This is a genomic window from Corynebacterium sp. HMSC034A01 (assembly GCF_001838175.1).
Taxonomy (GTDB): Bacteria; Actinomycetota; Actinomycetes; order Mycobacteriales; family Mycobacteriaceae; genus Corynebacterium.
The window spans coordinates 67,167-80,407 of sequence record NZ_KV835979.1; the positions used below are offsets into that span (position 1 = coordinate 67,167).

The window sequence follows — 13,241 nt, forward strand, 5'->3', positions numbered from 1 at the left end:
ATCCGGTAGCCGCCCCTTCGGGCGAACCGGACGCTATTATGGCGAGAGATCTCAACCACGACTCGAAAGTCAGGAGTTACCCATGAGCGACAACACGCCGCAGAACCAGGTCGAAACCACCTCGGTATTCCGCGCAGACCTGCTCAAGGAGATGGAGTCCGGAGCTGCGACATCTGCGGACTCCGCCGCCGGTGCGGACCAGCTGTCGGATGGGGAGGCCCTCCTCGTAGTCAAGCGTGGCCCGAACGCGGGTGCCCGCTTCCTGTTGGACCAGGATTCCACCACCGCAGGCCGCCACCCGGAGGCCGACATCTTCCTCGACGACGTGACCGTGTCCCGTCGTCACGCTGAGTTCCGCCGCAACGACGGCGGGTACGAAGTCGTGGATGTGGGCTCGCTCAACGGCACCTACGTCAACCGCGAGCCGCGCAACTCCCAGGAGCTGACGAACGGCGACGAAATCCAGATTGGTAAATTCCGTCTGGTCTTCATCACCGCCGGCAACTAGTTAGAGAAGAGTTCGATCACGTGAGCGCAATCCGTCAGACGGCACCAGCCGCTACCTCCGCGAAGCCGGCTAAGGGCGCCAAGGCAACCAAGACCGCGAAGACGATGTCCATCGGCGTGGTGCTTGAACGTCTGCGCACCGAGTTCCCGGACGTGACCGTCTCCAAGATCCGCTTCCTCGAGTCCGAAGGGCTGATCACCCCGCAGCGCACCGCTTCCGGTTACCGCCGCTTCACCGAGGAGGACGTGGAGCGCCTGCGCTACATCCTGGTCACCCAGCGCGACAACTACCTACCGCTGAAGGTCATTCGCGAACAGCTCGAAGCAATGGATTCCGGTCACGTCACCGCGATCCTGTCCGCTGGCGAGTCCGAGCCGATGATCTCCCCGGAGAACTTCCGCGCGCCGGCGGCGACGCAGCTGACCGACACGGACGTTGCGGAGCAGGCGCAGGCGGATCCGTCTACGGTGGAGGAGTACATCAAGGTCGGCCTGATCACCCCGGATGCTGCTGGGCTGTTCACCGCCGACGATGTCCGTACAGTCACCACCGCGCTGTCGCTGTCCGAATTCGGCTTCGACGCCCGCCACCTGAAGACGCTGCGCACCGCGGCGGCCCGCCAGGCCGACATGATCAACCAGGTTGCGGAGCCGGTGTCGAAGTCCGGCAAGGTCACCGCGAAGCAGAAGGCCGAAGAGATCGGTCAGCAGATGTCCGCGCTGGTCGTGTCCCTGCACGCGTCGCTGGTGAAGAACGAGCTGCGCAAGCAGCTGGGGAGCTAATGGAGGCCGTCAACCTCATCGGTGTGTTTCCGGTTGGCCCGGAGGACTTCCTGTGCGCCCTGCTCCAACGGCCCACGAACGGCCGGTGCATTCCAGTGTGGCTGCCGCCGATGGAGGGCGCTGAGCTGGCCATGCGCCTGGACGGGTGGGCCCCGAACCGCCCGCGTCCCGTCGACGCGATCGCGGAGCTCATCCGCACGTCAACCAGCGGCGCCGAAAGCCTTGAGCTGTCCAGCTACGTAGACGGCACATTTATGGCCTCGCTGACGCTGCTGGGCGGCACCGAGATTGACCTGCGTGCTTCAGATGCGCTCCTGTTGGCCAGTGAGCTGGACATGGAGCTGACTGTCGACGACACCGTCGCCGCCCAGGCCTCGGTGTTTTTGTCGCAAGAGGACGCGGAGCGTTACCTGCAGGCGCAGATCGAAATCGAGGACTTCACGGATGGGGCTGTCTCCGCCAGCGGCGACGCCCAGGCCGACGCAGACTTCGAGGCGCTGATGCGCAGCCTCGGAGTGGAGGACTCGGATTTGGGGGAGGGTAACCCCAAGGAGGGGTAAAACCCTCAAGTATTCCTTGAGAGTTTCGGCGTGTTACGCATGTGACTATTGACCAGCTCCGTATGCTTACTCTTTAATAGTCATTAGGCTTCGAGCTAACTTTCATGGGAGTAATTACGTGAGCATCATCGAGGACAATCAGGACGGCCTGTTCGACGCTGTGCAGGAATCGCTTTTCGACGTCGGCCCGTCCGACGAAGTCGGCTACCGCGTGCCGATCGCCTGCCAGGTCGCCGGCATCACTTACCGCCAGCTCGACTACTGGGCCCGCACCGGCCTGGTGCGCCCGTCCATCCGTGGCGCCAAGGGCTCCGGCTCCCAACGTCTGTACTCCTTCAAGGACATCCTGGTCCTGAAGATTGTCAAAGGGCTGCTCGACACTGGTATTTCGCTGCAGAACATCCGTCTCGCAGTGGACAAACTGCGCGACCGCGGTGTTTCCGACATCGCCGAGATCACCCTCGTCTCCGACGGCGTGACTGTCTACGAGTGCCGCTCCAACGAGGAAATCATCGACCTCCTCGGCGGCGGCCAGGGCGTGTTCGGCATCGCCGTGCCGCAGATCATGAAGGAACTGACCGGCACCATCTCCGCATTCCCGTCTGAGCGCGTGATCGACGACAGCGCGGACAACGTCATCGGCTTCGACGAGCTGGCGGACCGGCGCCGTCGCAAGACCTCCTAAGCAAAGCGTTTAGGCCCGGGCTGGGATCACTCCCACCAGCCCGGGCCTTCTTCTATGTTCCCGCCTCCCAGGGTCTGTCGCGGGGCAGCCGGAGAGCTACAGGCCCGACACCTGCTTTACAGCGCTCTCGATGCCATCGGCCTGCTTCGCGTCCACGGTCTTCGCGGACAGTGCCTCGACCGCCTGGTCTGCCTCGCCCTCGCCGACGCGGACAACGGTGATTTCCACCTTGTCGCCGGCGGCGCCGCGCACTGCGTCTTCGAAAACCTTGTCGTCCCCGGCATCAGCTGTGCCAGTGGTGACAAGGACGATGCGGGTCTTCGCCTCGCCTGAGCCGTAGGCGCTTGCGGCCGCCTCGACGGCCTGGCGGGTCTGGGGCACACCGCCGGTGAGGAAGCGGCGCACCGCCACGGCAACGGAGTCGGCATCGGGGGAGACCGTGATGTTCTGGCGGTAGCCCACCACAACACCCGGGTTCAGCGGGGAGGAGTAATTCCACAGGCCGACCTGCTTGCCCTGGCCGCCGAGCTCGAGCGCGGTGTTTGCGATTGCGTCCTTCGCGGGCTGGATGTATGGGTTCATCGCGTCGGAGGTGTCCAGGAGGAACAGGGTGTTTTCGGGCTGCAGTGCTGCGGCATTGGCACCGTCGGTATCTGCGCCGTCGCCGCCAGCTGCCTTGTCAGCGTCGGCACCGTCCTGGGCGTCGCCTTCCTGCTTCGCATCCGCAGTAATGGCCTCGCCTCCAGCAGGCAGGGCAGCCGCCCACACCAGATCGGAGACGGCCGGCTGGTCCTTTTCGGAGCCGTCGAAGTGCTCGGAGGCGAAACGGGCGAAGTCTTGGCCGGCGCGGGCCTGGTTCTCGTCCACCTTTTCGTTCTGATTCAGCGGGAACGCGGTGTAGACGGCGTCGGCGCCGACCGGGGTGAACTTCAGTCCCTCGGGGACGGCATCCTCGGCGGTGGCCAGGAACTCTCCGGCGTCCGCGTTAAGCTCGTCCGCACTGCCGAGGCGCTGATCGGTCAGCGCCTGCACGGCGTCGGTGTCGTTGCCCGCCACCTTGGATGCAACCAGCGCGGAGGCAGCGGACTCGTCGGAGACCGGGAAGCGGACCTTGTCCACGGTCAGGTCTTCGAGCTTGACATCGTCCTTGCCGGCCACGCCGACGGCTTCGCTGTAGGCAGGCTGGGGGTCAGAAACCGCTGGGGTGCGGCCGGAGCTTTCCAGCGACTGGTGGGTAACCGTCGTATTCGGGGCGACAAAGACTGCGGCGTCGGCGACAGCATCCACAAGCTGGGGCTTCACGCAGTAGTCGCGGACGACGGGGGCGGAGTCACCGTAGGCGTCCACAAGCGACTGGCCCGCACCCTTGTCGGAGGCAGCAACAGGCAGGACGAGCTCACCCGCGACGCAGTCCTCCGCCTTCGCCTGCGCGCCGTCGGCGTCGTCCGCACCGTCTCCGCGGCTGGACAACCACCAGATCACGGCCGCTGCGATCAGGGCCAGTACCACCAGTAAGGCGATGAGCTCTCCGGACAGCCTGTAGTTGTTTTTACCGCTTGCGTGCTTCGCCACCGGAATCGCCGCCTTTATCGATCGAACGAGTGAAAACCGTCTTCGAGTCTAGCCGTCATAGGCGGCGTCGATGACCGCGACAAGCCGCTGGCGCAGGGGTTGTGCGCGGCGGCTCAGCTCGCGCTGGCGGGCGACGTACTCCGCCTTGCCCTCAGGCGTTTCCACGGCCACCACGCCGAAGCCTAGCCCCCGGCAGTCGTAGGGCGATGCCTCCATGTCCAGGCGGCGGGCATCGGCGGCCAGCTCGAAGCAGTCCATGAGCAGCTCGCCGGGCACGAGCGGGCCGAGCTTCATCGCCCACTTGTACAGGTCCATGCTCACGTGCACGCAGCCCGCCTGGTCGTTGTCCGCTTGCCCCTCGCGCGTGAGCACGGTGAGATTCAGCGGCCGCGCCGCCGGGGTGAAAAACCGGAAGGCGTCGAAGTGCGTGCACTTGACGTTGTGCGCCTCCACCACGGCGTTCGTGCCCTCAGGACCTAGGCGCAGCGGCAGGCTGTGGCGCGGGTTGTCGGTGCGGTACACCATCGCCCACTCGTGCATGCCGAAGCAGTCGAAGTGGGCTTCACGCCTATCGACGGACCGAAGGATCGCCTCCGCCTCCTCCACGTCGGCGTGGCGGTGGGAGAGGAACCTGTGGACGTCGAGAAGCACAGTGCCCTTGTCACAGACATAGTCGCGCCAGCCGGCGTGGGGGAGTGAGGCGGCGTCTTCGAGCGCGACGCCGGCACCCGGGTGCCACCGCTTCAGGTGTGCGGGGCGCTGCGGGTAGTAATCGAAGAGGAAGTCCCACACGGGGTGGTACTGGCCGCGCGCCCTGCGGGCCACTCTCGGCGCGGTCCAGCGCTCGGCGCGGGCGGCGTGCGCGTCCATGCGCGGCAGGTACTCCTCGGGCGTGAGCACCTGCATTATTCGCCCTCGTGCGTCCAGTCGGAGACCGTTCCCACGTACTCCTCGATGAGGTCTTCCAGGGCGACCACGCCGACGAGCTTGCCGTTGTCGTGCACCTCCGCCATGTGTGCGGAGCGGCGGTGCAGCTGGGCGAGCGCGTCGTCCATGGACTGATTAGCTTCGACGGTGCTTAACGGGCGGATGCGCTTGAGCGAGACGCGCGGGTCGCCCTGCGGGAACTCCATCAGGTCCAGGATGTCTTTGACGTGGACATAGCCGGCGAGCGAGCTGGCGTCGATGCGTACGGGGAAGCGGGAATATCCGGTGTCTTGCACCGCCTGCTCGATGACGGAGAGGCGGATGCCGCGCGGGTCGTACGGGATGGTGGTGACCTGCGCCAGCGGGATCATCGCTTCCTTGAGCTGGCGGGAATCCTGGCGCAGCGCCTTGGCCAGGCGCACCGTCTCCTCGGCGTCGAGCAGGCCTTCCTCGCGCGACTCCTGGATCATGCTGGCCAGCTGTTCCTGGTCCACGGTGGATTCCAGCTCGTCGCGCTGCTCGATGCCGAACAGCAGCAGCGTCTTACGCGCGACCCAGTTGAGGAACTCCAGCAGAGGGCGAGTGAGCTTCATCCACAGTGTCATCGCCGGCGTCAGCCACATGGCCATGCTCTCCGGTCCCGCAATGGCCAGGTTCTTCGGCACCATTTCGCCGAAGAGGATGTGCAGAAACGAGATGATCAGCAGGGCGATGATGAACGCGACCGGGTGCAGCAGGTCCGCGGGCATGCCCAGGGCCATAAACGGCGCCTCGATGTACGAGGCGATTGCGGGCTCGGCCACCTTGCCCAGAATCAGCGACGCCACAGTGATGCCGAACTGCGCACCAGCGAGGTAGATAGAGAGGTGCTCGGTGGCGTAGAGCACGCCCTCGGCCTTGGTCTTGCCTTGTGCGAGCAGCGATTCCAGGCGGTCCTTGCGGGAGGAGACGAGGGCGAACTCGACCGCCACGAAAAACGCGTTGGCGCCGAGCAGCGCGACGATGAGCAGTACTGCGAGCCAGATACTCACTTGGCCTCCACCTCCTCTCCGGTCTCGTGTTCAGGAGGAATTGGTCGCAGCAGGGCGCGGTCGATGCGGCGGCCGTCCATCTCGGAGACCTGCGCCAGCCAGTTGCCGGCGCCGCCGGATTGGAACTCCTCCTGGAAATTCGCTGCGCTGGCGGTGCGCAGCACTACCTCGTCGCCAAGCTCGGGGATGCGCCCCAGCGTGGCCATGATCAGACCACCGAGGGTTTCGTAGGGACCGTCTACCGCGGCAAATCCGGTGCGTTCCTCCAACTCGTCCAGACGCACGAGGCCTGCGACCTCCCAGGATGTGCCGAAGCGTATGAAGTCCTTTTCGCTTTCCTCGTCGTCGTATTCGTCGTAGACCTCGCCCAAGATCTCCTCCACGAGGTCCTCGATGGTGACCAGGCCCTGGGTGCCGCCGTACTCGTCGGCCACTAACACCACCTGAGATCCGGCCGAGCGCACGCGGTTGAGCACAGAATCGCCGTCAAGCGTGCCCGGCACGAACGGCACACGTCGCGCCAATGAAGCCAGCTTCGTCGTGGAACGGAACTCGTGCGGGACAGAAAAAGCGTCCTTGATGTGGACCACGCCCAGCGTGTCGTCCAAGTCGCCGCGGCGCACGGGGAAGCGGGAGTGGCCAGTCTCGCGCGCCAACGTGATCAGGTCCGCGACCGTGTCCTCGGCGTCCAGCGAGTCGATGGTCGAGCGCGGCGTCATCACTTCCTCAGCGGTAGTCTCGCCGAAGCGCAAGGAGCGGTCGATCACGGCCGCAGTTGCCGCATCCAGCCCGCCAGCCTCAGCGGAGTTGCGCACCATCGCGCCGAGTTCCTGGGAGGAACGGGCCGAGGCGAGCTCGTCGGCAGGCTCGATGCCCATCTTGCGCACCACCCAGTTCGCGGCGGTGTTGAGGAAGAGGATAAACGGCTTGGTCGCCGTGTTGAAGTAGTGCACCGGAGGCACCACGGCGCGGGCGGTGTTCAACGGGTCCGTGATGGCGACGTTTTTCGGCACCAACTCGCCGAAGACCATGGACAAAAACGTCGCCACAATTAGCGCGAGGATGAGCGCGACAGTGGTGGACGCGTTCGCCGAAAGGCCAACGAGTTCCAGCGCCGGAGTAAAGAACTTGCCCAGCACCGGCTCCGCCAGGAAACCGGCGGCGAGTGTGGTCACCGTGATGCCCAACTGCGCGCCGGAAAGGACGAACGAGAGGTTCGCATGGTCGCGCGCAATCGCACGCGCCGTGCCGTCGCCGCGCTCTTTGACGTGAGTTTCAATCGTGGACCGCTCCAGGCCGGTCATGGCAAATTCGATTGCGACGAAAAGCCCGGTCGACGCCGTGAGCACCACGAACGCCAGCAGGGCGAGAATGGATAAGAATATGTCCATGGATGGTGGTCTGTGCCTTAGCGGCCGTTGCTCCTTCGACTTCGGTCTGAGCGGCGAGCGCGGCTGCGGTTGTTTCCGCGGCCGCGGTTAGCATTGCGGCTCCGGTTGCCGGAGGCGGCGGGCTTCTTGGTCCGCCGGGGCTGGCCCGGCGGAGGCAGTGGCGCGCCCTCCGGTTTGCGTGCACCGGTGATTGTAACCAAGGATTCCGACAGCGGAGCCACCCGAACCTCGGGCGCGTTAACGCCAGCCTTGCGCAAAAGCTGCGCAACCTCCTTGGTTTGGTCGTCCATCACGAGTGTGACCACGGTGCCGGACGTGCCCGCGCGCGCCGTGCGGCCGGCTCGGTGCAGGTACGCCTTGTGCTCCGCGGGCGGGTCAACGTGCACGACCAGGGAGACGTCGTCGACGTCGATGCCGCGCGCGGCGATGTCTGTTGCAACTAATACCGGGGTGGAGCCGTCGGCGAAGCCCTCCAGTGCGCGGGTGCGTGCACCCTGGCCCTTGTCGCCGTGCAGGCCCTGGGCGTGGATGCCAGCGCGGCGCAGTTTCTTCACCTGGCGGTCCACACCGTGCTTCGTGCGCATAAACATGATCGTCTTGCCCTCGCGCGCAGCGATCTGCAGGGCGATCTCGTTGCGCTCCTCGCGGCCGCCCACGAGGAGGCGGTAGTGGTCCATCGTGTTCACCGCGGCCTGCACCGGGGCGGTGGAGTGGGTCACGGGATCGTGCATGTAGCGGGGGATGAGCTTTTCCACGTCCCCGTCGAGGGTGGCGGAAAACAGCAGGCGCTGGCCGTCTTTCGGGGTGCGGTCCAAAAGCTTGCGCACCTGCGGCAAAAAGCCCATGTCCGCCATTTGGTCCGCCTCGTCGAGCGCGGTGATCTCCACTGCGTCGAAGAAGAGCTTCTTCTGGTTGATCAGGTCCTCGGCCCGGCCGGGGGTAGCCACAAGCAGGTCCACCGGAGAGGCCAGGGAGCGGATGTGGTGGTTGATGTTCACCCCGCCCACGACGTCGAGCACGCGCAGACCCAGTGCGGCCGCCGGGTCGTCCAGGCGCTCGCGGATCTGGGCGGCAAGTTCACGCGTCGGAGCCAGCACCAGCCCGCGAGGGTGGCCCGGGGTGCTCGGCTTGCCGGCGAGGCGCGCCAGCATGGGCAGGCCGAATGTGAAGGTCTTGCCGGAGCCCGTCGGCCCGCGGCCGAGCACGTCCTGACCGGCGAGCGCGTCGGGAATCGCCGCCTTCTGGATGGGGAAGGGCTCGGTGATGCCCTGTTTGCTCAAGACGTTGACAATGGCCCGGGGCAAACCGAGGTCGGCGAAAGTAGTCATTCGGTGCAGTCTACGCGGTCAGGGGTACCGGGAAAAGCCGAGCTAGTAGCTCAGTTCCTCTCGCTCGCCGGACCAGGTGGTGTGGAACGTGCCCTCCGCGTCCACGCGCTTGTACGTGTGGGCGCCGAAGAAGTCGCGCTGGCCCTGAATCAGGGCAGCCGGCAGGCGCTTGGTGCGCAGCGAGTCGTAGTAGGACAGCGAGGATGCGAACACCGGCACAGGCAGACCCAGCTGGGTCGCGGTGATGACCACGCGGCGCCAGGAATCCACCAGGCCCTTGTCCAGCTCGCCCTTGAAGTACGGGTCCAACAGCAGCGACGGCAGCTCCGGGTCCTTCTCGTACGCCTCGGTGATGCGGTCCAAGAATTTCGCGCGGATGATGCAGCCGCCGCGCCAGATGCGCGCCAGATCGCCCGGCTTGATGTCCCAGTTGTGCTCCTGGGAGCCGGCGTTGATTTCGTCGAAGCCCTGCGCGTACGCCACCAGCTTGGAGGCGTAGAGCGCGCGCCGCACGTCCTCAATGAACGATTGCTTATCGACGCCTACGGTCTCCAACGTCGTCGTCTCACCCGCCGGCAACCCGACCTCCTGAGCCGCCTCGCGCTGCGCCAGGGCAGAAGACAGCGCACGTGCAAAGACGGCTTCGCCGATGGCGGTGGTGGGCACGCCGAGGTCCAGGGCCTCCTTGACCGTCCAGCGGCCGGTGCCCTTCTGGCCGGCTGCGTCCACGATGACGTCGATGAACGGCTTGCCGGTGCGAGCATCCACCTGGCGCAGCACCTCGGCGGTGATCTCGATGAGGTAGGAATCCAGGTCGCCCTTGTTCCACTCCGTGAAGATGTCCGCGATTTCCGCCGGTTCAAGGCCCGCCGCGTAGCGCAGCAGGTGATAGGCCTCGCCGATGACCTGCATGTCGGCGTACTCGATGCCGTTGTGCACCATCTTGACAAAGTGGCCGGCACCGTCCGGGCCGATGTGGGTCACGCACGGGGTGCCGTCCACCTTCGCGGAAATGTCCTCCAAAAGCGGCCCGAGGGTCTCCCAGGACTCCACCGGTCCGCCCGGCATGATGGACGGCCCGCGCAACGCGCCCTCCTCACCGCCGGAGATGCCGGCGCCGACGAAGTGGCGGCCGGCCGCGGCGACCTCGCGTTCGCGGCGGATGGTGTCCGTGAACAGGGCATTGCCGCCGTCGATAATGATGTCGCCCTCATCCATCGCCTCGATGAGCTGGGCGATCACCGCATCCGTCGCCGCGCCGGCCTGGACCATGATCACGGCCTTGCGGGGGCGCTCGAGCGATGCGACGAAGTCCTCGATCGTCTCAGAGGGGATGAAGTTGCCCTCGTGGCCAAACTCGTCCACAACCGCGCGGGTCTTCTCCGGGGAGCGGTTGAAAATGGCCACCGTGTGGCCCTTCGAGGCGAAGTTCCGGGCAAGGTTGGAGCCCATCACCGCCATGCCGACAACACCGATTTGAGCAAGCTGTTCACCGTCGCGTTTAGCAGTCATACGCCGAATTCTACGCGGGGCGCATCCGCTCGCGCCCGTATGATTGGCCGGCATGGAAAAGGAGAAGAATCTGCGCCTGTACCAAGAGGTCATCGAGGTCCCGCTCACCGACGAAGAACTCGCGTTCATCAACTCCGTCGAGTTCGACTTCGCCCAAACCCTCGGGCTGAAGCTGACGTACTGCTCCAAGGACCGTCTAGAAGGAGAACTCCAGGTGGAACAACGGCACCTGCAGCCCACCGGCATCGTCAACGGCGGGCTGTATTGCGTGATCGGGGAGACGCTGGCCTCCATCGCCGCCGTGGCAGCGAGTGCAAAGCCCGCGGTGGGGATGAGCAACTACACGGACCTGCTCGGCAGCGTGCGGGAAGGCCAGACGATTCGTGCGGTGGCCGAACCCGTGCACGTCGGCAAGCGCACGCACCTGTGGCGCGTCGAGATGACCGCCGACGGCAAGCTCGCGGCCGTCACCAACCTGAAGCTGATGGTGCTGAACAGCTAGCTACAGCCAGTTGTTCTTACGGAACCACCACCACATCGCCGAGATAGCCAAGGCCATCACCAGAAGGGCGCCGGGGTAGCCGTAGCGCCAGCCCAGTTCCGGCATGACCTCGAAGTTCATGCCGTAAATACCGGCGACCAGCGTCGGCACCGCAGCCATGCCCACCACGGCGGAGATCGTGCGCATGTCCGAGTTCTGTTGCATGGTGATCTTGGCAACCGACGCATCGAGCAGCGACGTCAGACGCTCGTCGAAGCCAGACAGGCGGTCGCTGACGATAGTGGAGTTGTCCTGCACATCTCGGAAGTAGGTGCGCAGAACCTTCCGCATGAAGTCCTTGTTGTTGGTGAGGCCGTTGCGCAGGGCTGGTGCGAGCGGATCGATCGCGTGGCGCATCTCCAAAATCTCACGCTTGTAGGTGTAGATCTTGTCGATGTTGATGTCCCGGCGCGGCGTGAACACCTCATTTTCCAGCTCGTCCACGTCGTTTTCCAACAGGTCGGTGACCTTGAGGTAGTTGTCCACCAAGTAGTCCGACACCGCCCAAGCGACGGCGGTGGGGCCGAGCACGGCCAGATCCTCCTCGTCCTCGATCTTCGGGGTCAGATCCGGCAGGTGCGCGCCGTGGCGAATGGTGATGGCGAATTTCTCGCTGACAATCATCTGCACCTCGCCGGTGGAAATGATCTCGCGGGCGTCCGCGACCTCTTCATCGTCGCGGTAGGACACCGAACGCACGACCATGAACAGCTGCTCGTCGTGGCGCTCGATCTTCGGGCGCTGGTGAGCGTCCACAACGTCATCGACCACGAGGTCTTCGATGTCGAAGATCTCTGCGATCTTTTCCATCTGCTCCGTAGACGGCTCTTTCAGGCTGAGCCACACGAAGGCATTTTCGTAGCGCTCCACAACCTCCAGCGCATGCGCCATACGCACATTGCCTGGCTGGCGTTTGCCGTCCACGAACACGCGGCAGAAGTCGATCTGGCGTTCAAGGGGGACCGGAATGCTGCGCGTGGGGGGCTGTACCTTCTTTGGACGTTGCCCCGGCATCGGGATACGAGGCGGCATAGCTTCAAGCCCCCTTTCACTGGTACGAGGGGCTCGAGGCTTGAAGCATTCGCCCCTGTGCGGCGGGAGAGCGCGCTGCGGGCGCGCCAGACAACTTAGGTGATATTACGCGCTAACGGGCGGTTGTCTAACGGGGGTGCAAAACTGCACAACCCCGTTTCCGACAACCGCCCTCAATGCGAGTTAGCGCCTGCTAAGGACCTGGCTAGAACACGTTCAGACCGCGACTGCGGAAGATCTCGCGGACGTGTTCCACGGACTCCGGCGACGGGGGAGTAACCCCTTTGAGCTCGTAGTCCATGCCAATGCGGTTCCATTTGTCCTCGCCCATGTTGTGGAAGGGGAGGACCTCAACGCGCTCCACGGTGCCTTTCCAGCGTGCGACGATGTCGGCCACGGCCTGCACATTGTCCTCGCTGTCCGTCAGGCCGGGCACGACCACGAATCGGATCCACACCGGTTTGCCCTTTTCGTGCAGCCGGTCGCCGAAGTCGATCGTCGGCTGCAGCTGGCGCGCGGTGACGTTTTCGTACGTGTCGGGCAGACCCGACTTCACGTCCAGCAAGAACAGGTCGATGTTGTCCAGGTCCTCGTCCGTCAGGCGGGAGCCGAGGAATCCGGAGGTGTCGATCGTGGTGTGCACACCAGCGTCGTGGACTGCCTTAAGCAGGCGACGAGTGAACGCGATCTGGAACAGCGGCTCACCGCCGGAGAGGGTCAGTCCGCCACCGGAGGCGTTGAACACCGGCTTGTAGCGAAGCACGCGGCGCACGACATCGTCGATCTGCTCGAGCGTGCCGTCCTTCATTTCCATCGTGTCCGGGTTGTGGCAGTACTTGCACCGCAGCGGGCAACCGGACAAGAAGATGGTCATCCGGGTGCCGGGGCCGTCGACAGCTGTGACCAGCTCCCACGAGTGGATGAGTCCGATTTCGCCTGTGCGGCGGGCCTCAAACAGCTCGGGGCGGGTGATCTCAAGGTCGTCGGTGGACAGTCCGCCTAAACCGGCAGCGACGCCGCGCACGCGCTCGCCCTGTTCGGGCGCAAGCGTGACGACGCCGCTAGTTCCGTCCTGCGCCATATATTAAGCGCCCTTGTGGAAGGTACGGGAGATGACGTCGCGCTGCTGCTCCTTCGTCAGCTTGACGAAGTTGACGGCGTAGCCGGAGACGCGAACGGTGAGGTTCGGGTAGTTCTCCGGGTGCTCCATGGCGTCCTCCAGCGTGGACTCGTCCAGCACGTTGATGTTGGCGTGGTACAGGCCGGAGTCCATGTTGTTAGCGGAGCGGGAAGCCTTCATGGAAGCGAGGCGCTCGTCGAAAGTAGGGGTGGTCATGATGTTTTCTCCTTCAGAGTGGAAAGGTGGATGGGA

The 13,241-nt window shown here is 64.9% G+C and carries 14 protein-coding genes; 5 read left to right on the forward strand and 9 right to left on the reverse strand.

Annotated features, from left to right (window positions below):
- The first annotated feature begins 82 nt into the window (after window positions 1-82).
- The 4 genes from odhI to HMPREF2791_RS10840 all read left to right on the forward strand — a co-directional run bounded on the left by odhI (window position 83) and on the right by HMPREF2791_RS10840 (window position 2,535).
- Entirely contained in the window at window positions 83-508 is a 426-nt protein-coding gene (gene odhI / locus HMPREF2791_RS10825) for an oxoglutarate dehydrogenase inhibitor Odhl (RefSeq protein ID WP_070473817.1), read from the forward strand.
- Between the two features lie 20 nt (window positions 509-528).
- A complete protein-coding gene (locus HMPREF2791_RS10830) occupies window positions 529-1,290 on the forward strand; it encodes a transcriptional regulator FtsR (protein ID WP_070845282.1) in 762 nt (253 codons plus the stop codon).
- Complete coding sequence (locus HMPREF2791_RS10835) at window positions 1,290-1,850, forward strand: bifunctional nuclease domain-containing protein (protein ID WP_070845283.1); 561 nt, start codon at window positions 1,290-1,292, stop codon at window positions 1,848-1,850. Before HMPREF2791_RS10830 ends, HMPREF2791_RS10835 begins: the two co-directional genes overlap by 1 nt.
- A gap of 127 nt (window positions 1,851-1,977) precedes the next feature.
- Window positions 1,978-2,535: a MerR family transcriptional regulator gene (locus tag HMPREF2791_RS10840; protein WP_070845357.1), complete on the forward strand. Its 558-nt coding sequence runs from the start codon at window positions 1,978-1,980 to the stop codon at window positions 2,533-2,535.
- Between the two features lie 96 nt (window positions 2,536-2,631).
- On the opposite strand, the gene HMPREF2791_RS10845 is transcribed toward HMPREF2791_RS10840, so the two are convergent.
- The 6 genes from HMPREF2791_RS10845 to gndA are packed head-to-tail and all read right to left on the reverse strand — an operon-like array spanning window position 2,632 to window position 10,296.
- Window positions 2,632-4,107, reverse strand: coding sequence for a vWA domain-containing protein (locus HMPREF2791_RS10845; protein ID WP_070845284.1), 1,476 nt, complete (start codon window positions 4,105-4,107; stop codon window positions 2,632-2,634).
- A 48-nt stretch (window positions 4,108-4,155) separates the two neighbouring features.
- Entirely contained in the window at window positions 4,156-5,013 is an 858-nt protein-coding gene (locus HMPREF2791_RS10850) for a 3-methyladenine DNA glycosylase (protein ID WP_070473827.1), read from the reverse strand.
- Window positions 5,013-6,065, reverse strand: coding sequence for a hemolysin family protein (locus tag HMPREF2791_RS10855; RefSeq protein WP_070473829.1), 1,053 nt, complete (start codon window positions 6,063-6,065; stop codon window positions 5,013-5,015). Before HMPREF2791_RS10855 ends, HMPREF2791_RS10850 begins: the two co-directional genes overlap by 1 nt.
- Window positions 6,062-7,456 (reverse strand): hemolysin family protein, encoded by a 1,395-nt coding sequence (locus tag HMPREF2791_RS10860; protein WP_070845285.1) that lies wholly within the window; start codon window positions 7,454-7,456, stop codon window positions 6,062-6,064. Before HMPREF2791_RS10860 ends, HMPREF2791_RS10855 begins: the two co-directional genes overlap by 4 nt.
- 17 nt (window positions 7,457-7,473) lie before the next feature.
- Window positions 7,474-8,784, reverse strand: coding sequence for a DEAD/DEAH box helicase (locus HMPREF2791_RS10865; RefSeq protein ID WP_070845286.1), 1,311 nt, complete (start codon window positions 8,782-8,784; stop codon window positions 7,474-7,476).
- Window positions 8,785-8,826: 42 nt separating this feature from the next.
- A complete protein-coding gene (gene gndA, locus HMPREF2791_RS10870) occupies window positions 8,827-10,296 on the reverse strand; it encodes an NADP-dependent phosphogluconate dehydrogenase (protein WP_070845287.1) in 1,470 nt (489 codons plus the stop codon).
- 52 nt (window positions 10,297-10,348) lie between these two features.
- Here gndA and HMPREF2791_RS10875 point away from each other — a divergent pair, with 52 nt between their 5' ends.
- Window positions 10,349-10,798 carry a PaaI family thioesterase gene (locus tag HMPREF2791_RS10875; RefSeq protein ID WP_070473837.1) on the forward strand — a complete coding sequence of 150 codons (450 nt, stop codon included), beginning with the start codon at window positions 10,349-10,351 and terminating at the stop codon, window positions 10,796-10,798.
- On the opposite strand, the gene HMPREF2791_RS10880 is transcribed toward HMPREF2791_RS10875, so the two are convergent.
- The 3 genes from HMPREF2791_RS10880 to grcA2 all read right to left on the reverse strand — a co-directional run bounded on the left by HMPREF2791_RS10880 (window position 10,799) and on the right by grcA2 (window position 13,205).
- Window positions 10,799-11,869 carry a magnesium and cobalt transport protein CorA gene (locus HMPREF2791_RS10880; RefSeq protein ID WP_070845289.1) on the reverse strand — a complete coding sequence of 357 codons (1,071 nt, stop codon included), beginning with the start codon at window positions 11,867-11,869 and terminating at the stop codon, window positions 10,799-10,801.
- A gap of 205 nt (window positions 11,870-12,074) precedes the next feature.
- A complete protein-coding gene (pflA, locus tag HMPREF2791_RS10885; protein WP_070473840.1) occupies window positions 12,075-12,950 on the reverse strand; it encodes a pyruvate formate-lyase-activating protein in 876 nt (291 codons plus the stop codon).
- Between the two features lie 3 nt (window positions 12,951-12,953).
- Entirely contained in the window at window positions 12,954-13,205 is a 252-nt protein-coding gene (gene grcA2 / locus HMPREF2791_RS10890) for an autonomous glycyl radical cofactor GrcA2 (RefSeq protein WP_070473842.1), read from the reverse strand.
- Window positions 13,206-13,241 lie beyond the last annotated feature (36 nt).